This is a genomic window from Comamonas terrae (assembly GCF_001544075.1).
GTDB classification, from domain to species: domain Bacteria; phylum Pseudomonadota; class Gammaproteobacteria; order Burkholderiales; family Burkholderiaceae_C; genus Comamonas; species Comamonas terrae.
In genome coordinates this window covers 48651-66033 of record NZ_BCNT01000004.1, presented here as the reverse complement: position 1 = coordinate 66033, position 17383 = coordinate 48651, and the positions used below count along the sequence as shown (strand labels likewise).

The following is a 17383-nucleotide window of genomic DNA, read 5'->3' as shown; positions in this document are numbered from 1 at the left end:
TGGAATTATGACCTTCCCCCCGAAGGCACAAGTGGTAACCATCGGTTGCCGCCCCGCCGATGCAAGCTGCGGTCATGTTTTTGCGGTCGGTATGCAATCCACAAAAGTAAGCAATGGCAGATAACGCCGTGAATGTTTCTTCCTCGGCCCGGTATTCACGCTTTTACCAGCGCCTGCATCGCCGGTATGACAGCTGGTTCGATGTGCTGCCGCCCGGCGCGCCTGACAAGGCGCTGATGGAGCAGGCCCTGGCCGGCCTGCGGCAGCGCGGAATGGATCTGTCGGCCAGCCTGCGCGTGCTGCGCCAGCTGGTGGTGGAACGCGCCATGGTGCTCGACTGCGAGCAGCAGGCGCCGCTGGACGTGGTGACCCGCGCCGTGACCGAGCTGGCCGAGCTGGCGCTGGACCGGGCCTGCGCCCAGGCGCGCGCCGACCTGGATGCCCGCCATGGGGCTCCCCGGGGTCCGGACGGCCAGCCCGTGCAGCTGTGGGTGATCGGCATGGGCAAGCTCGGCGCGCGCGAGCTCAATGTCTCCAGCGACATCGACCTGATCTATGTTTACGAGCATGACGGCGAGACGGCAGGCCAGAGCGACGGCCGCGGCGTCATCTCCAACCACGAGTACTTCGCGCGCGTCGTCAAGGGCATCTACAGCCTGATCGGCGACACCACGGAGCACGGCTTCGTCTTTCGCGTGGACCTGGCCTTGCGGCCCAACGGCAATTCCGGCGCGGCCGCGGTGTCGCTGGCCTCGCTGGAGGAATACCTGCAGATCCACGGCCGCGAGTGGGAGCGCTTTGCCTGGCTCAAGAGCCGCGTCGTGGCTCCCTTGGCCTGCATACAGTCGCCCAATGTCCAGGCCTTGCGCGGCGTGGTGCTGCCCTTTGTGTTCCGCCGCTATCTCGATTACGCGGTGTTCGACGCGCTGCGCGTGCTGCACCGCCAGATCCGCGAGCATGCGGCCAAGCGCAGCGCCGGCCATCCGGAGCGCGCCAACGACGTGAAGCTGTCGCGCGGCGGCATACGCGAGATCGAATTCATCGTGCAACTGCTGCAGGTAGTGCGCGGCGGCCAGTTCCCCGAGCTGCGCTGCCGCCCCACGCTGGAAGCCCTGCAGCGCCTGGCCCGCGCCGACCTCATGAGCCAGGACATCGCCCGGGCCCTGGGCGAGGCCTACACCTTCCTGCGCCGGGTGGAGCACCGTATCCAGTACCTGGACGACCAGCAGACCCATGTGCTGCCCACGCGCGACGACGACCTGCTGTGGATCGCGAAGACCATGGGCTATGCCGATGCCTGTGCCTTTCTGCACCAGCTCGACGAGCACCGCGAACTGGTGGCCCAGGAATTCGACACCCTGCTCGGCGGCGATGCGCCGCAATGTGGCAATGGCCGTTGCGGCACGGCCAGGACGGCCGCCGGCAGCGCGCCCACGCCGCGCGAGATCGAAGACCTGATCGAGCTGCTGCCGCCCGCGCTGGCCGGCCAGGTGGCCGACTGGCGCGGCAATGCGCGCATTGCCGGGCTGCGCGACGAGGCGCGCACACGCCTGTTCCGCCTGGTGGAGCGCACCTCCCAATGGGTGGAAGGCGGCCAGGTGTCCGAAGAAGCGGCCAAGCGTTTTCTGCAGTGGCTGGAGCCGCTGCTGCGCCGCGAAAGCTATCTGGCGCTGCTGCTGGAGCGCCCGGCCGTGCACGAGCGGCTGCTGCACCTGCTGGGCGCGGCCCGCTGGCCCGCGCGCTATCTGCAGCAGCATCCGGGCGTGATCGACGAGCTGGCCAGCGACGCCATCCTCAAGGAGCGCTTCGTCGCTGCCGACTTCGAGCACGAGCTCGCGCTGCGCCTGGCGGCGCTGCAGTCCACGGGCGAGGACGACGACGAGACCCTGCTCAACCTGCTGCGCCGCGCCCACCATGCCGAAGTCTTCCGCACGCTGGCGCGGGACGTGGAAGGCCGCATCACCGTGGAGCAGGTGGCCGACGACCTGAGCGCGCTGGCCGACAGCATCCTGCGCGTCACGGCCCAGTGGTGCTGGGCCCGGCTCAAGAACCGCCACCGCGATTCGCCGCAGTTCGGCATCATCGGCTACGGCAAGCTCGGGGGCAAGGAGCTGGGCTACGGCAGCGACCTGGACATCGTCTTCGTGTTCGACGACGAGGACGAGCGCGCGCCCGAGGTCTACGCGGCATTCGTGCGCAAGCTCATCAACTGGCTGACCGTGAAGACCGGCGAGGGCGACCTGTTCGAGATCGACACCGCGCTGCGCCCCAACGGCAACTCCGGCCTGCTGGTGACCAGCTTCGAGTCCTATGCGAACTACCAGCAGCGGCGCGGCAGCAATACCGCCTGGACGTGGGAGCACCAGGCCATGACACGTGCCCGCTTCGTGCTTGGCAGCCCCGACTTCCCGCCGCCGCCGGGCCAGCTGCCCACGGACATGAAGCTGCGCGAGCGCTTCGATGCCGTGCGCGAGGCCGTGATCACCGCGCCCCGCGATGCGGCCGCCCTGCGTGCCGAGATCGTGGCCATGCGCGAGCGCGTGCGCAGCGCCCACCCCGTGCGCGGCGGCCTGTTCGACGTCAAGCACAGCCCGGGCGGCATGGTGGACGTGGAGTTCGCGGTGCAGTTCCTGGTGCTGTCGCAGTCGGCCGCGCATGCCGAGCTGATCGCCAATGTGGGCAACATCGCGCTGCTGCAGCGCGCCGAGGATGCGGGCCTGCTGCCTGCGGGCGTGGGCCACGCGGCGGCCAGGGCCTACCGCGAGCTGCGCCGCCTGCAGCATGTGGCGCGGCTGGACGAGCGTTCGGGCCAGTTGCCGCCCGAGCAGGCCGCGGCGCAGCGCGATGCGGTGCTGGCGCTATGGAATGCCGTGTTTGCAGCGGAAAACTGACAGCCCGCACTCTCCACCGTGTGTGGCGTACGGGCTGCCCCACTTTCCATCCTTGGGCGGCCCGGCGATGAAAAAGTGAGCCCTGCCGGACCGCCGCAAGCGGCTCCGGCAGCAATGATCGGATTTGGCCTACAGGCAGAAACAGGGCTTCCTCAAAATGTTACAAATTCGATACCCCCAGGCTATGGAACTTCTGCAAAAGTGACGCATCTATCGAAACATCAGGTGTGAATCAGGGAGGCCACCTCAGTCGATTTCATGTTGCGAAGCCTTTGGGTCTGCCCAATGAACCGCCCGGAGCGCTTCTCCTCCCTCCCTCTCTTAATTCGTTTCGGGATGCTTCGCAACTTTTTTATTACGCAGCAAAAAGGCCACTGATCTGCCAGTGGCCTTTTTCTTTGGGCAATGGCCTGCGGTGGCCTAGCGGGGCTCGGTGGCGGTAAAGCTGGGGCGTGCGCCGATCTTGGCCAGCAGGGCCGCCAGATTGGGGTGCTCGGCACGCCAGTCCAGCTCGGGGAAGCGGAAATCCAGCCAGGCCAGGGCGCAGCAGACGCTGATGTCGGCCAGCGTGAGATGGGTGCCGCCGCAGCAGAAGGGCTTGTCGCCCAGGCCTTGGGACATCACCTTGAGCGCGGCCCGGATCTTGCCCATCTGCCGGTCTATCCAGGCCTGCGAGCGCTGCCCGTCCTCGCGGCCGGGCCAGGTGGCTTCCAGGCGAGCCAGGGCGCCGGCATCCAGCAGGCCGTCGGCCAGCGCTTCCCAGGTCTTGACCTCGGCACGCTCGCGGCCCGTGCCGGGAATCAGCTTGCCGACTGGCGACAGCGTGTCCAGGTATTCGACGATGACGCGTGAATCAAAGATGGCTTCCGTGCCTTCCATGATCAGGCGCGGTACCTTGCCCAGCGGATTGCCGGTGCCGGGGGCGCGATCGGCCTCCCAGGGGTTCTCCTCGATGAATTGATAGTCCAGCTTCTTTTCTGCCAGCACGACGCGGACTTTGCGTACATAGGCGCTGGAGGTGGAGCCGATCAGTTTCATAGATGCTGTTCCGTGACACAGGTCACCGGCAGGGGCCGGCGCACCGATTCTATGCGTTGGACATGGGGTTCGCCGGCACCGCCCGCGGCGGCATTTGTCATCAATGCTGGTACAGCTGGCGCCTGTACCCCGGGATTGTGCAGGAACGTCAGGTAAATGACTTGCAACGGCTGCAAGCAACCCGGCGGCCCACGCAGCTGATGCGGCGCACCTACAATTGCGCCACCATGAACCTGTCCTCCCTCACCGCCATCTCCCCGCTGGACGGCCGCTACGCCGCCAAGTTGTCTGCCCTGCGCCCCATCATGAGCGAATACGGCTACATGCACCGCCGTGTCCAGGTGGAGGTGACCTGGTTCATCGCCCTGTCGGATGCCGGCTTTGCCGAATTCCCTGCCTTGTCCGCCGAATCGCGCGACTATCTGCACGCTTTGGTGGCCAATTTCTCCGAAGCCGATGCCGACGCCATCAAGGCCATCGAAAAGACCACCAACCACGACGTGAAGGCCGTGGAGTACTGGATCAAGTCCAAGTTCGACGGCCGCGTCGAGCTGCAGAAGGCCGCCGAATTCGTGCACTTTGCCTGCACGAGCGAGGACATCAACAACACCAGCCATGCCCTGCAACTGCGCGCGGGCCGCGACACCGTGCTGCTGCCGGCCGTGCAGGGCATCATCGCCAAGCTGCGCGAGATGGCCCACCAGTACGCCGACGTGCCCATGCTCAGCCGCACGCACGGCCAGACGGCTTCGCCCACCACCGTGGGCAAGGAAATCGCCAACGTGGTGGTGCGCCTGCAAAAGGCAGCCGCCAACATCTCCGGCGTGAAGATCCTGGGCAAGATGAACGGCGCCGTGGGCAACTACAACGCCCACCTGTCGGCCTGGCCCGGATTCGACTGGGAAGCCTTCAGCCAAAATGTGGTGGAGTCCGCCGAGCCCAAGGGCCTGGGCATCACCTTCCAGCCGTACTCCATCCAGATCGAGCCGCACGACTACATGGCCGAGCTGTTCGATGCCATCGCCCGCGCCAACACCATCCTGATCGACCTGTCGCGCGATATCTGGGGCTATGTGTCGCTGGGCTACTTCAAGCAGCGCCTGAAGGCCGGCGAGATCGGCTCCTCCACCATGCCGCACAAGGTCAACCCCATCGACTTCGAGAACGCCGAAGGCAATCTGGGCCTGGCCAACGCCCTGCTCAAGCACCTGGCCGAGAAGCTGCCCATCAGCCGCTGGCAGCGCGACCTGACCGACTCCACCGTGCTGCGCAACATCGGCGTGGCCATGGGCTATGCCGTGCTGGCCTATTCCTCGCTGATGACCGGCCTGAACAAGCTGGAACTCAACGAAGAGCGCCTGGCCGAGGACCTGGACAACGCCTGGGAAGTGCTGGCCGAGCCCATCCAGACCGTGATGCGCCGCTATGGCGTGCAGGGCGCCTACGAAAAACTCAAGGAAGTCACGCGCGGCAAGACCGTGCTGGCCGAAGACCTGCACCGCCTGATCGACGGCCTGGAAATTCCCCAGGCCGACAAGGAACGCCTGCTGGCCATGACGCCGGCTTCGTACATCGGCAAGGCCGCCCAATTGGCCAAGCGCGTATAAAACGATAGCTGTTTGCGCTTGATATTCAAGCGTTTCAGTATTCAAGAGCTGCCAAAGCCAATGCTGATTGGTGCTGGCAGCTCTTGTTTTTGAATCCTTCTTCTGGACTGCCTGCGGGCAGCACCCCCATGGCCATCAAGTCCACCATCTTCAAAGCCAATCTGTCGATCGCCGACATCGACCACAACTACTACGCCGACCACAACCTGACCCTGGCGCGCCACCCCAGCGAGACCGATGAGCGCATGATGGTGCGGCTCGTGGCCCTGGCGCTCAATGCCCACCAGTTGCAGGACCTGTGCAACGGCGACGGCACGCTGGGCTTTGGCGTGGGCCTGTCCGACCCCGACGATCCGGACGTGCACATCACCGACTTCACCGGTGCCAAGCGCCTGTGGATCGAAGTCGGCCAGCCCGAGGAAAAGCCCATCACCAAGGCCTGCAACAAGTCCGACCATGTGCTGGTCTACCCCTTCAACCATGCGGCCCACGTCTGGTGGAAAGGCATCGAGGGCAAGGTCAACCGCCAGGACAAGCTGGAAGTGCTTTACATCGATTCAGGGATTGCCCAGCAACTGGGTGGCCTGGCCGAGCGCAGCATGCAGCTGCAGGCCACGATCCAGGAAGGCCAGCTCACGCTGTCCAGCCCGCTGGGCACGGTGTTCGTGGAGCCTGTGCGCTGGAAGTGAGCTTCAGGCCTGCCCTGGCGCAAGTTCCATCTTCACCCCGCTGGCAAAGTCCTGCAGCGGCCGGTCCCGTCCCAGCAGCAGGCGGCGCGTGGCCAGCCGGTCGAGCACGCAGGCCGGCGGCGCCTCACGGCCCAGGTATTGCAGGCGCTTGGTTTCGGCAATGCCGACATAGTGGCTTTCGTAGCCGCGCGCCAGATGGTTCCAAAGCCCGTGTGCGCCGGGCGACTGGCGCGCGCCGCTGAGCAGGCAGGTGCCCGCATCCAGCACGCTGCGGTAGACCGCGCTGGCCAGCCCGCGGCGCTGGTAATGCGGCGCAAAGCGCGAGTGGGGCGAGCGCACATGCCGGTCCGTGCGCCTGTCCACCTCGACGAGGCGGTTGAACACGGTGTAGCCGGCCAGCCTGCGCCGGTCCAGATCCTCCACATAGGCATACCACTCGCCGTCGGCTTCGCGCCAGTGCAGGCAGAACTGCGGATCGTGCAGCGGCCGCCGCTGCAGGCCGTGGAGCTTGCTGCCCGGCTGGTAGATGCAGTCGTAGATGGCTTCCAGCTCGCCATCGACCAGGGGCTGCATCACGTCGATGCGCAGCTCGGTCACGGGATCGGCCAGCGGCCGGCGACTGTCGATGCGGCTGCGCCAGCCGGATTTGAGCCAATCCAGGGCGGTGCTCAAGCTCGCATTCAGGGGACTGCCCGGCATCGCGCCCGGGACGGCCATTGTTGTCATGCATGTGCTCCGTCGCAGAGCGGCCAAGGCGCGGCTCTGCCCTGATGAGCCGGGGCGGCTCCGTGGGACGGCCCGCCGGCGGCGGGCTGCGAGGATGCGGTAAGGCCTGGCGGTCAGCGGTGGAGAGCCCTGTGCAAGGCTGCTGTGCGTCTGCCTGGAATGCTGCGCCGCCCGGTTCCGCTCAGGGCGACGCCTCAGGGCCGTGCTGCCTGGCGGGGGCCGATATTGAGCCTGGCGGCGTCACGCTCGCGCAGCCGGGCCGCCGTGGCGGGCCAGAAAGGGCAGGCTTGCGAGAGGGAGGCGGGCATGGAAGGCGGCAGGCGATGGCCCGAAGGCAGTGGACAACCGGGCCATCTTAGGCGCAACACAACATCGCACTGCCGCAGTGCGAAATGGCGAGCTAGGTGCCGCTGCGCTTTTCCATGGCCCGCTCGGCATAGCGGGTAAAGCGCCAGGAGTCTCCTTCTGCCGTGATCCTGCGCCAAACGGCACGCTTTTCCGCCGGCTCCATGGCTGTCCACAGCTGGACCTCATCGAAGCTGCGGCCACAGCCCTTGCATTTCTCGTCCCCCTGGCTGGTGGAGCAGATGGCAATGCAGGGCGTGTCGGGCGTGGTGTCGTACCAGGCCAGCCAGGCCGCCATGGCATGCGCGGGAAAGCCCTGGGTGCTCACTTCCTGGGCCCGGGCATGGATCATCAGCGCATACACCTCGGCCAGCGCCCGCACCTCGGCGGACAGCAGCACGCCATCGGGCGATGGTGCACGGTCACGCCAGTAATTGATGGCAGCTTCGATATCGGTGATGTGGAGGGCGGTCATGGATGCACGGCAATTCGGGACTGGGATCATAAGTCCTCGTGCCGGGCCTTGCCCCACCATGAAAAGCAGTGCCGAAACCGGCAAGGTTGCTATTGAATGCGGAGCGCCTAACGCAATGTGAGCGGTCGTTGCATGCGTTTTTCGCTATATAAAACCTGTGAGCAAGCCGGGTTTTGCGGCTTGTCATGCTGCGGGGGCTGTGTTGAAATCCGCAGCTTCGAAGGGGAGTAGCTCTTTTCCGGTCACTGCCGCTGCACAGCGGTGCGGGCACCGGCGGCGAATCGGTCGTCAATACGAAGCCTCGGCTTCCGGCCATTCGGGTTGCAGTCGCGCTGCAATCGAGCAAGACCTTTGATGGACCCGATGACGGTCGATCAAGGTGGCTTCCCTCCAGCCAGGTTTTCCTCGCTCGGGCAGACGCTTCGGCTTGGTCGCATCGGTCTTTTGGTGCCAAGAACAAGCAAATGCCGGCAACTGTCCAGGATGTGCTTGCTTTTTGGCGGCATTCGACAACGAGGAAACATCAATGGATCTGGACTTTCTCACCCATGCCCCGTTCTGGATAGCGCTGGGACAAATCATCATCATCGACATCCTGCTCGGCGGCGACAACGCGGTCGTGATCGCGCTGGCCTGCCGCAAGCTGCCCGCGGAGCAGCGCAGAAAAGGCATCATCTACGGCACTGCCGGCGCCATCGTGCTGCGCGTGGTCCTGATCGTCTTTGCGATGACGCTGCTGCAGCTGCCGCTGCTGAAGGTGGTGGGTGCGCTGCTGCTGGTCTGGATCGGCATCAAGCTGATTGCCCCCGACGAGGACGGACACGACAACATCCAGGGCAGCGACAAGCTGCTGGCCGCGATCAAGACCATCATCGTGGCCGATCTGGTGATGTCGGTGGACAACGTGATCGCCATTGCCGGTGCCGCCCAGAGCTCGGGCGAGCACCAGCTGCTGCTGGTGGTGCTGGGCCTGCTTATCTCGATTCCCATCATCGTCTGGGGCTCGCAGCTGGTGATCAAGCTCATGGAGCGCTTCCCCGTCATCATCGTGGCCGGCGGCATGCTGCTGGGCTGGATTGCCGGCGGCATGCTGGTGACCGACCCGGTCTTCGTGAACACCGACAAGTGGCTGTGGGTGCCCAAGCTGGGCACGACCGACGCACAGGGCCTAGCGGAAATCTCCACCACGCTGTACTGGGCTGCCCATATCGCCGGCGCGCTGCTGGTGCTGGGCATCGGCAAGCTCGTGGCCAACCGCCGCGCCGTGCCTGCGCCCAGCGAGCAGAGCTGATCCGCGGCAAAACCTGAGACATGTGAAGGGGTGCCGGCCGGGCACCCGCTTCACACGCCTCACAATAGGGGCGATGGTCCCCGGGGACCATCTCCTTCAACCAGGCTCCAACAAGGACAGATTTTGAACCCCATCATTGTTTACGTGGATGACGCCGCATACGCCATGCCCATGCTTCAAGCCCTTGCGGGATCAAGCCAGGCGGCTTCTTCTCATTGGCTGCTGGTGGCTTGCGCTCCGCGCATGACGCACCGGGTGAGCAAGTGGGTGAGCCACCGTGCACGCGAGAACTGGCGCGGCAAGTGGGCCGACAAGCTGTTCGCCTCCGTGCTGCCCGTGATGCAGGAATGCGGTGCCAAGGTCACGCCCGTGCTGGCCAAGGGCCCGCTGGCCGAACTGGTGGCCGAGCTGCAGCAGCAGCATGGCGCGGCGCAGATCATCGATGCACGCCGGCCCAAGCAGGAAGCGCCGCAGGCTGCTCCCGCCAAGCCGGCCGCCCAGGGCGCTTCCATGGGCCGCCGCTGGAACCTGCCCGGCACGCTGGCCGCGCTGGGCGCGCTCATGGGCTTTGTGATCGACGACTCGCTCTCGTTCTGAAGCCTGCGCGCTGGCGCCTTGTCTCGGGCCTTGTGCGGCATGCCGCACAAGGCCTTTTTATTGCTGCCGGGCCGCCCCTGGGAATCGGCAGTCCGCCCTACGTATGCAGGCAGTTGCTGCATCCGACGAGGCTGCGCGGGGACATGCCGTGCAGGCCGGACGCTGCTATGCTGGCCCCATGAAGATCATCATCAAATGGCTGCTCAGCGCCGTCGCCCTGCTGCTGGTGGCCTATCTCTATAGCGGCGTGCAGGTTCATAGCTTCGGCTCGGCCATGATCGCGGCCCTGGTCATCGGGCTGCTCAACGCGGTGCTGCGGCCGGTGCTGGTGGTGCTCACCCTGCCGGTGACCATCATCACGGTGGGCCTGTTTCTGTTCGTGGTCAACGGGCTGATGTTCTGGCTGGCCTCGGGCATCCTGGGGGGCTTTCACGTCACCGGCTTTGGCGCGGCCATGCTGGGCGCGCTGATCTATTCGGTGCTGGGCCTATTTGTTGATGCTCTTGTCTCGCGTCTGTTCCCGTAGCAGCTCCTGCACGGCACGCAGGCGCGTGTCGATGATGGAGGCCTCGAAGTAGTCGGCCTTGGCGCCGCTGCGCCGCGTCAGGTCCTGCGCCGCCTTGAAGCGGTCCACGGCGGCCGCATAGTCGTAGTGCGCCACCTGCGCTTCGGCCTCGGCGCGCAGGGCGCGCACTTCCTGCCCCTGTGCCCGCCACACGCGTGCCAGCGTCTGCCAGCTCGTGGCGTCCTGCGGATGGTCGGTCACCCAGGTCTGCAGCGTGCCGGCCATGGAGTCGGCCTGATTGAGCCTGAGCAGGATCTCGCTGCGCAACAGCATCTCGGGCCGGCGCGGCGCCACATGCTCGACCACGTTGACGGTGGACAGGCTGGGCCCGGCCTCGCGCGCCCCGGCCTCACGCGGCCCGGCCAGATTGCCGCCAGCCGTGGCTCTGGGCGGCTTCTGCGCAGCCGGCGCCTGGGCCTGGGGCAGCGCTGCCAGCGCAGCCTGGGCATTGCCGGCCTTGAATTCCAGCTCCGCGTGCAGCCATTGGGCCTGCAGCCGGGCCTCGGCATTGCCGGCCGTGGCACTGAGCAGGTGTTGCAGGGTCTCGCGCGCAATCTTCCAGTCCTGCAGCTGTATGGCGCTCAGCGTGGCGGCGTATAGCTGGCCCACCTGGTCGGCCAGCGGCAGCGTGGCAAAACTGCCCGAGCGCGGCAGCGTCTCCCATTGGCGCAGCACTTCCACGCCATAGTTGGACAGCACGCGCGCCCGCGCAGCCATCATCATGTGCTCCAGCGTGGGGGCCGGCCCTGCCGCGCGCCTGCCGGGCGGGATGCGGGAATCCATGTCGGCAATCCGCTGGGTGGTCAGCGGGTGGCTGCGCAGATAGGGCCAGCTGCCGTTGTCGTTGAGGCGGCTGGCCTGCTCGAGCTTGCCGAACATGCTCACAAAGCCCTGGGGCGAAAAGCCGGCCGGCGCCATCAGGCTGTAGCCCATGCGGTCGGCTTCGCTTTCCATGGCGCGCGAGAAATTGAGCTGGTTCTGCACGGCCAGCGCCGACCCTCCGGTCATCAGCGCCATCGCCGCATCGGGGCTGCGCGTGGCCGCCAGCGCGCCGAGAATCATCGAGGCCAGCATCAGCGGGGTCTGCCTTCCCTGCTGCGCCATCAGCCGCGCGATATGGCGCTGGGTGATGTGGCTGGTTTCGTGGGCCAGCACCGAAGCCAGCTCGTCCCCGCTGCCGACCACGCCGATCAGGCCCAGGTATACGCCCATATAGCCGCCGGGCAGGGCAAACGCATTGACCTGGCGGTCCTTGCCCAGCAGCAGCGTCCAGGCAAAGCGTTCCTCGAGCTCGGGCGACAGCTCGCCGCGCTTGCGCGCCGCGTCCTGCAGATGCAGCCAGATGCCCTCCACATATTCCTGCAGTACCGGATCGTCCAGATAGTCTGGATCGCGGTACAGCTCCTTGGCGATCTGGTCGCCCAGCCGGCGCTCTTCCCCGGTGGTGATGGACGAGGCGCCATCGCCCAGTGTGGGCAATCCCTGGGACAGCACCGGCGGCGCGGTGCACTGCAGCGCTATCGCAATGGAAGCTGCCAGCGCTCTGGCAGCAAGGGTTCTATGCTGTTTTCTTGTGAAAAATGGCATGGCGGTCACGGATGCATCGGCTGGGAAGAGTCACGGCTATCATGCCTTGGTTGCCTGGCAGGGCCGGAAGATTCCCGCCCTGGCCGGCTTTTACATTCTTCCTGCTGCTTGCCCACCATGCATTTTTCGCTTTGGCAGCAAGCGGTGACGATCTTGCGAGAAAACCAGCCATGTCTTCCTTGACCCATTTCGACGCCCAGGGCCAGGCCCATATGGTGGACGTCGGCGCCAAGCCTGCCACCCACCGCATCGCCATCGCCGAAGGCCGCATCACCATGCAACCTGAAACCCTGGCCATCGTGCAAAGCGGCACGTCCAAGAAGGGCGACGTGCTGGGCGTGGCCCGCATCGCCGCCATCATGGCGGCCAAGAAGACCAGCGACCTGATCCCGCTGTGCCACCCGCTGGCCCTGACCCGTGTGGCCGTGGACTTTGAACTCCAGCCCGAATCCAGCTCCATCCTCTGCACCGCCACCGTGGAGCTGAAGGGCCAGACCGGCGTGGAGATGGAGGCCCTGACCGCCGTGCAGGTCGGCCTATTGACTATCTACGATATGTGCAAGGCGGTGGACAAGGGGATGGTGATGGGGGGGGTGAGAGTGTTGGAGAAGCGGGGGGGAAAGTCGGGGAATTGGGTGGCGGCTTGACTCATTTTTAAGCGCTTATTTTGGGTCGGCAGGCACTTCAAAGCCATCCCCAGGTACAAATCCGAGAATATGCGCAGAGGAATCCAGCACTGCGGTCCAGTCCTGCTTATGCTGTACTGGTAAAAACAGAGCATCTGCTATGCCCACGCTTCGAGCTCGCAGTATCTCGGTCACGGGCCCCATCGTTGTGGGGTAGCGGGCGACAAAGGCTTGCAAAGAGCGGTTTCGGGCATTTGGGGCTTTAGGTCATCAGCCGAATGACTTATGATTTGAGAATACAAAAAGGGATGCATGTAGCCTCCCTTTTTGTTTTTACCTTACGACCAAATGGTTATTAAGGTGCGTAAACAAAGCGGCAGTTCGCAGGTACATACTTGAAAACTGCTGCATCCTTGACACCGCAGCCCCAGACAACAGGTGTGCCTTGTGTCACGGGATTCGCGGGAGTAGCGCTATTGCCAACAGTTCCAGAGCCAGGGATCAAATACAGCAAGTTAGCACCAGCCTTAGCCTTAGCCATTGCAGCTCCCGCGGCGGAAGTAGATGTGAATTGCACAGTAATTACACCTTCCTTGGCTGCAGGTGCTGCAATGTCGGCGATGCCTGAAATAGCAATGCTATCTACATTGGTTCCTGCAGTGTACTCATAACCATATGTCGCCTCACCAGCGGTAACGGTTTGTGCGCCAGAACCCGAATAAGCGGATACCTTGCCTGTGGCGGTGTTTGCAACTGTTTCCGATACCGCAGTCTTGGCTGCGCCAGCCAAACTTAAACCTTCAGTTATGCGTGCGCGGACGGTGTAGTCTTGGTAGGCTGGCAAAGCCACGGCAGCCAGAATACCGATGATCGCCACGACGATCATCAGTTCGATCAGGGTGAAACCCTTTTGGATGGAACGCTTCATGTTTACTCCCTCGGTTGTAAATGACGCAGTGGATGTAAGCAACTGCCGTGCCAAGTGCTACAAGCCGTGTTCAAGCGCATCAAATGTGTCTTTGTGTATCTAAAACACAATTAAGAACATTTTTTGGCATGTGGATACATGGGTAGTGACGTTTTTGTCAGTTTGAATGGCGTTTCTTGTGACGCGAAAGGCTGCAGTTCCGGCCAGGAGTGTGCTGTTGATGCTGGCTGTACGCTGTCCTCGGGTTTGACTGCAGCTGTTGGATGTCAGAGTCGAGGGTAGGGGCGACGTCGAGCGTCATTCCCCCACCACAAACTGCATCTGCGTGCCGGCCAGTTCCACCATATCGCCGTGCAGCAAAGGCACGGGCAGCGGGCCTACATTCTGGCCGTTGAGCTTGAGGGCGGTGCTTTCGCCTTCAATGTGGGTGAGCACAAAGCCATGGGGCTTTTGTGTGATGGAGGCAATGGCCACGCCGGGCTTGCCCAGGGTGGTGACCACTTTGTAGAGCGCGACTTCCTGGCCGGCCAGGCCGCCGGTGAGCATGCGGATGGTGGCGCGGCGCTGGGTGGGAAGTGCAGGACCTCCCTGCAGCGTGGAGGAGAAGCTGGACACTTCGCCAAAGCCCGAGGGGCTGCTGAGCTTGCTGCCCAGCCCGCGGGTTTCGCCAGCCGTGGCCGCCATGGTCTTGAGCGTGGCGGTCAGACCCTGGCGCCTGGACGGTTTGTCCGCCTCGTCGTCCAGGAATCGGATCTTGTAGCGGCCCACATCCAGCAGGTCGCCATTCTTGAGCGTGCAACGCTCGATGGCGTTGCCGTTGACATGGGTGCCATTGGTGCTGCGCAGGTCTTCGATGGTGACCAGGCCGTTCGCCATGGTCAGCACGGCATGCTCGCCGCTGACGGCGAGGTTGTCGATCACGATGTCGTTGTACGGTCGGCGGCCCAGGGTGGTGCGTTCCTTGGTGAGCTGGACCTCCTTGATCACAGCACCGTCGATAGAAATGACCAGAGTGGGCATGCTGAAAAAGCTCCTGTCTTGGGCCAAGGGCTGGCCTTGGTCATTGCCATTATCGTAACTGTTTGAAACCAGGGCAGAGCCGGGCGGAGATTCTACAAAGCTTCCCAACGCCAGGCGCTGCGCTGGAGTGGCGCGTGTTCGGCAGTGCCGGTTTCCGGCCTGTTCATCAGGCCTTGCCATGTTCTGCTGCCGCATCCGTCTGCCGTCCTGCGGGAAAAGAGACCGGTGGTCGCTGATGCGCTATGGCGCCTTCAGTGAGTGTCCTGCTTCAACGGCTGTCGACTCCATCAGGATGACGCCGATATTGTCCTTGCCGCCCGCTGCATTGGCGGCCTGCACCAGAGCGGTCAGGAGGATGGGCAGCGGAGCTTGCTCGGCGAACAGTTTCCCGATTTCTTCGTCGCTCAGCATGTCGGTCACGCCGTCGGAGCACAGCATGATGCGGTCGCCGGCCTGCAGCGGCCAGCGGCTGATGTCGGGCTCGACCTCGTGGCCCACGCCCAGCGCGCGCGTGACCAAGTGGCTCAGGCCGGAGCTGCGGGCGTCCTGCTCGCGGATATGGCCGGCATCGATTTCCCGCTGCACCAGCGAATGGTCATGGGTGATACGGGTCAGCGCGCCCTGGCGCCAGCCGTAGGCCCGCGAATCGCCGAGATGGGCGAAAACCACTTCCTTAGGCAGCACGGCGGCCGCGACCACGGTGGTGGCCATGCCGCGGCAGCCGGGCGTGCTGCTGGCCGCGGAAAAAATGGCGGCATTGGCCAGCTGCAGCGCATTGCGCAGCGCCGTTTCCAGATGAGCGGGCGCAGCCGGAGCATCCTGCAAGGCGGCGGGCACCAGTTTCACCGCCATGGCGCTGGCGATTTCGCCGGCGCTGTAGCCGCCCATGCCGTCGGCCAGCACGGCGACGGGCCAGGGCCTGGCATCCGGGTGGATGGCGACGGCATCCTCGTTGTTGCTGCGCTGCAGCCCCGTGTCGGTCCGCGCCACCATGTGCACGGCGGGCCGGACGGCGGTGGATGTGGAGCGCGGCAGGGGCGACGGGGGCAGCATGGGAGGGTGGCGCAAGAGGCGGCGAGACCGGGAGCCGGCTCCTGATCTTGGCATGGCGGTGCTTCCATGAAAAGGCCGGGGAGGGTGCCCGTTACGCAAGCGGTATGAAATCAGGAGCGGGCAGCGCTTGCTGCTCATTGGGTATGGGAATGTTAGAGCCTGTTCTTGAGAGGCAGCAGGCACAAGTAGCTCATTTTTCGGGAGCTTATCTCTCCATTCGTCATGCCGCTGCGCTGCGGTTGGCCCGGGCCTGCAAGGCCTTGCCGGTCACTACCACCAGCAGCGCGCCGGTGGCCGCCGCCGCATAGTGGATCCAGGGCGTGGCTTCGGCAAGCGCCGCCAGCACGGCATCGCCGGTGATGGTTTCCCCGGCCACCCAGCCGATCAGGGCCGCGCCCAGCGTGACGATGACGGGAAAGCGGTCCATGAGCCTGATCATCAGCGTGGAGCCGAAGACCACCAGCGGAATGCTGATGGCCAGTCCCAGGATCAGCAGCAGCATGTCGCCGCGGGCCGCTGCGGCCACGGCGATCACGTTGTCCAGGCTCATGACCAGATCGGCCAGCAGGATGGTGCGTATGGCGGCCATCATGCCGGTTCGGGCCGTCTGGCGGTCTGCGTCATCGGCGCTGTCGTCCTCGCGCAGCAGGCCAACGCCGATCCACAGCAGCAACAGGCCGCCGATGATCTCGACAAAGGGCAGCTGCATGAGCCGCGCGGCGACCACCGTGAGTGCGATGCGCAGCACGACGGCGGCGCCGGAGCCGAACACGATGGCCTTTCTCTGCTGGTGCGCCGACAGGCCGCGCGCCGCCAGCGCAATCACCACGGCGTTGTCGCCCGAGAGGATGATGTTGATCCAGACGATCTTGAACAGGCCGATCCAGAAATCGGCGGCAAGCAGGGCTTCCATGGGCAGGCTTCCTTTGCCCAGGTGCATGTTTCCGCCAGGATGCGCCGTGCAGCGCGCAAGAGAAGCGGCATTGCCGCCTGGGTCGATGACGGTCCAGTTTAGTCATCTGCCGCGCCGTGGCGCGGGGCACTATTGCTGCTGGCGTCATGGACATGCGCCGCGGGCTTGCAGGAGCGCGGTGCGCGGTGTACCGCCCGGCACATGCCGGCTTGGTGCAGGCCGGCTTGGCGCAGGCCCAATGAAAAACGCACTGCCGGTGCAGTGCGTTTTCAGGGGCCGGCAGCCGCATCGGCCGCTGCCGGGTCGGGCCGCGTTCAGGCCGCGCTGGCTTCTTCCTGCGGCTTGCGGGCCTGCATGAACTTGCCCAGGCCCACGACCAGGATGGCGCCGGCCGCGGCGGCCACATAGTGCAGCCAGGGGGCGTTTTCCACAAAGCCGTGCAGCACCTTGTCGTTCATGATGGTCTCGCCGCCGACCCAGCCGATCAGGGCGGCACCCAGCGTGACGATGACGGGGAAGCGCTCCATGAGCTTGATCATCAGCGTGGAGCCGAAGATCACCAGCGGGATGCTGATGGCCAGGCCCAGGATCAGCAGGACCATGTTGCCCTGGGCGGTGGCGGCCACGGCGATCACGTTGTCCAGGCTCATCACCAGGTCGGCGATCAGGATGGTGCGCACGGCAGCCATCATGGAGCTGGTGCCCTTGGATTCGCCTTCGCCGTCCTCGTCGCCGGTCAGCAGCTGGTAGCCGATCCACAGCAGCAGGCAGCCGCCCACGATCTGCAGGAAGGACAGCTCCAGCAGCTTGGCTGCGACCACGGTCAGCACGATCCGCAGCACGACGGCCGCGCCCGAACCGAACATGACGGCCTTCTTCTGCTGCTCGGGCGGCAGCGATCGTGCGGCCAGCGCGATCACCACGGCGTTGTCTCCCGACAGGATGATGTTGATCCAGATAATCTTGACGAGGCCGATCCAGAAGTCGGCGCTGCTGAGAAATTCCATGGTCACTCCGCGTTATGAATGGAAA

At 64.8% G+C, this 17383-nt stretch carries 17 protein-coding genes; 8 read left to right on the top strand and 9 right to left on the bottom strand.

The genetic code is table 11. The features are described from left to right. The first annotated feature begins 113 nt into the window (after positions 1–113). Positions 114–2891, top strand: coding sequence for a bifunctional [glutamate--ammonia ligase]-adenylyl-L-tyrosine phosphorylase/[glutamate--ammonia-ligase] adenylyltransferase (gene glnE / locus Cte04_RS06630; RefSeq protein ID WP_066474236.1), 2778 nt, complete (start codon positions 114–116; stop codon positions 2889–2891). 420 nt (positions 2892–3311) lie between these two features. Here the strand turns inward: glnE and Cte04_RS06625 are convergent, their stop codons facing one another. Continuing rightward, positions 3312–3929 (bottom strand): glutathione S-transferase family protein, encoded by a 618-nt coding sequence (locus Cte04_RS06625; protein WP_066474233.1) that lies wholly within the window; start codon positions 3927–3929, stop codon positions 3312–3314. 227 nt (positions 3930–4156) lie between these two features. Between Cte04_RS06625 and purB the strand changes: the two genes are divergently transcribed. Beyond that, on the top strand, positions 4157–5536 hold the full coding sequence (gene purB / locus Cte04_RS06620) for an adenylosuccinate lyase (RefSeq protein WP_066475345.1): 1380 nt from the start codon (positions 4157–4159) through the stop codon (positions 5534–5536). Between the two features lie 128 nt (positions 5537–5664). Beyond that, positions 5665–6225 carry a YaeQ family protein gene (locus tag Cte04_RS06615; protein ID WP_066474230.1) on the top strand — a complete coding sequence of 187 codons (561 nt, stop codon included), beginning with the start codon at positions 5665–5667 and terminating at the stop codon, positions 6223–6225. A 3-nt stretch (positions 6226–6228) separates the two neighbouring features. Here Cte04_RS06615 and Cte04_RS06610 read toward each other — a convergent pair whose 3' ends face one another. Further along, positions 6229–6951, bottom strand: coding sequence for a hypothetical protein (locus tag Cte04_RS06610; RefSeq protein WP_066474226.1), 723 nt, complete (start codon positions 6949–6951; stop codon positions 6229–6231). A gap of 400 nt (positions 6952–7351) precedes the next feature. Then, a complete protein-coding gene (locus tag Cte04_RS06605; protein WP_066474223.1) occupies positions 7352–7771 on the bottom strand; it encodes a DUF3717 domain-containing protein in 420 nt (139 codons plus the stop codon). Between the two features lie 526 nt (positions 7772–8297). Here Cte04_RS06605 and Cte04_RS06600 point away from each other — a divergent pair. The 3 genes from Cte04_RS06600 (at position 8298) to Cte04_RS06590 (ending at position 10185) form a co-directional block, all read left to right on the top strand. Next, the gene (locus Cte04_RS06600; RefSeq protein ID WP_066474220.1) at positions 8298–9062 is read left to right on the top strand and encodes a TerC family protein; all 765 of its coding nucleotides are present in this window, start codon (positions 8298–8300) and stop codon (positions 9060–9062) included. A gap of 123 nt (positions 9063–9185) precedes the next feature. Further along, positions 9186–9659 (top strand): universal stress protein, encoded by a 474-nt coding sequence (locus tag Cte04_RS06595; protein ID WP_066474217.1) that lies wholly within the window; start codon positions 9186–9188, stop codon positions 9657–9659. A gap of 178 nt (positions 9660–9837) precedes the next feature. Next, positions 9838–10185 carry a phage holin family protein gene (locus Cte04_RS06590; RefSeq protein WP_066474213.1) on the top strand — a complete coding sequence of 116 codons (348 nt, stop codon included), beginning with the start codon at positions 9838–9840 and terminating at the stop codon, positions 10183–10185. Here Cte04_RS06590 and Cte04_RS06585 read toward each other — a convergent pair. After that, a complete protein-coding gene (locus Cte04_RS06585) occupies positions 10147–11811 on the bottom strand; it encodes a M48 family metalloprotease (protein ID WP_066474204.1) in 1665 nt (554 codons plus the stop codon). The genes Cte04_RS06590 and Cte04_RS06585 overlap by 39 nt on opposite strands. On the opposite strand from Cte04_RS06585, the gene Cte04_RS21865 reads away from it, so the two are divergent. Both Cte04_RS21865 and moaC read left to right on the top strand, forming a co-directional pair. Beyond that, positions 11750–11959 (top strand): hypothetical protein, encoded by a 210-nt coding sequence (locus tag Cte04_RS21865; protein ID WP_217997573.1) that lies wholly within the window; start codon positions 11750–11752, stop codon positions 11957–11959. The genes Cte04_RS06585 and Cte04_RS21865 overlap by 62 nt on opposite strands. A gap of 22 nt (positions 11960–11981) precedes the next feature. Further along, the gene (gene moaC, locus Cte04_RS06580; RefSeq protein WP_066474202.1) at positions 11982–12458 is read left to right on the top strand and encodes a cyclic pyranopterin monophosphate synthase MoaC; all 477 of its coding nucleotides are present in this window, start codon (positions 11982–11984) and stop codon (positions 12456–12458) included. 334 nt (positions 12459–12792) lie between these two features. Here the strand turns inward: moaC and Cte04_RS06575 are convergent, their stop codons facing one another. The 5 genes from Cte04_RS06575 to Cte04_RS06555 all read right to left on the bottom strand — a co-directional run bounded on the left by Cte04_RS06575 (position 12793) and on the right by Cte04_RS06555 (position 17358). Next, positions 12793–13365 (bottom strand): pilin, encoded by a 573-nt coding sequence (locus tag Cte04_RS06575; RefSeq protein ID WP_083526540.1) that lies wholly within the window; start codon positions 13363–13365, stop codon positions 12793–12795. 297 nt (positions 13366–13662) lie between these two features. After that, positions 13663–14385, bottom strand: a complete 723-nt coding sequence (locus tag Cte04_RS06570) for an FHA domain-containing protein (protein ID WP_066474201.1) — start codon at positions 14383–14385, stop codon at positions 13663–13665. Positions 14386–14625: 240 nt separating this feature from the next. Then, positions 14626–15378 (bottom strand): Stp1/IreP family PP2C-type Ser/Thr phosphatase, encoded by a 753-nt coding sequence (locus tag Cte04_RS06565; protein ID WP_066475344.1) that lies wholly within the window; start codon positions 15376–15378, stop codon positions 14626–14628. A gap of 280 nt (positions 15379–15658) precedes the next feature. Continuing rightward, positions 15659–16351 (bottom strand): TerC family protein, encoded by a 693-nt coding sequence (locus Cte04_RS06560; RefSeq protein WP_066475342.1) that lies wholly within the window; start codon positions 16349–16351, stop codon positions 15659–15661. A 314-nt stretch (positions 16352–16665) separates the two neighbouring features. Then, positions 16666–17358, bottom strand: a complete 693-nt coding sequence (locus tag Cte04_RS06555) for a TerC family protein (protein WP_066474199.1) — start codon at positions 17356–17358, stop codon at positions 16666–16668. Positions 17359–17383 lie beyond the last annotated feature (25 nt).

Bases quoted from the DNA above. Each gene is read 5' to 3' on its own strand.
- Cte04_RS06615 (WP_066474230.1), top strand. From the start codon at position 5,665: ATGGCCATCAAGTCCACCATCTTCAAAGCCAATCTGTCGATCGCCGAC.
- Cte04_RS06605 (WP_066474223.1), bottom strand. From the start codon at position 7,771: ATGACCGCCCTCCACATCACCGATATCGAAGCTGCCATCAATTACTGG.
- moaC (WP_066474202.1), top strand. From the start codon at position 11,982: ATGTCTTCCTTGACCCATTTCGACGCCCAGGGCCAGGCCCATATGGTG.
- Cte04_RS06560 (WP_066475342.1), bottom strand. From the start codon at position 16,351: ATGGAAGCCCTGCTTGCCGCCGATTTCTGGATCGGCCTGTTCAAGATC.
- Cte04_RS06565 (WP_066475344.1), bottom strand. From the start codon at position 15,378: ATGGTGGCGCGGACCGACACGGGGCTGCAGCGCAGCAACAACGAGGAT.
- glnE (WP_066474236.1), top strand. From the start codon at position 114: ATGGCAGATAACGCCGTGAATGTTTCTTCCTCGGCCCGGTATTCACGC.
- Cte04_RS06600 (WP_066474220.1), top strand. From the start codon at position 8,298: ATGGATCTGGACTTTCTCACCCATGCCCCGTTCTGGATAGCGCTGGGA.
- Cte04_RS06625 (WP_066474233.1), bottom strand. From the start codon at position 3,929: ATGAAACTGATCGGCTCCACCTCCAGCGCCTATGTACGCAAAGTCCGC.
- Cte04_RS06570 (WP_066474201.1), bottom strand. From the start codon at position 14,385: ATGCCCACTCTGGTCATTTCTATCGACGGTGCTGTGATCAAGGAGGTC.
- Cte04_RS06590 (WP_066474213.1), top strand. From the start codon at position 9,838: ATGAAGATCATCATCAAATGGCTGCTCAGCGCCGTCGCCCTGCTGCTG.
- Cte04_RS06555 (WP_066474199.1), bottom strand. From the start codon at position 17,358: ATGGAATTTCTCAGCAGCGCCGACTTCTGGATCGGCCTCGTCAAGATT.
- Cte04_RS06585 (WP_066474204.1), bottom strand. From the start codon at position 11,811: ATGCCATTTTTCACAAGAAAACAGCATAGAACCCTTGCTGCCAGAGCG.
- Cte04_RS06610 (WP_066474226.1), bottom strand. From the start codon at position 6,951: ATGACAACAATGGCCGTCCCGGGCGCGATGCCGGGCAGTCCCCTGAAT.
- Cte04_RS06575 (WP_083526540.1), bottom strand. From the start codon at position 13,365: ATGAAGCGTTCCATCCAAAAGGGTTTCACCCTGATCGAACTGATGATC.
- Cte04_RS21865 (WP_217997573.1), top strand. From the start codon at position 11,750: ATGGAAGCTGCCAGCGCTCTGGCAGCAAGGGTTCTATGCTGTTTTCTT.
- purB (WP_066475345.1), top strand. From the start codon at position 4,157: ATGAACCTGTCCTCCCTCACCGCCATCTCCCCGCTGGACGGCCGCTAC.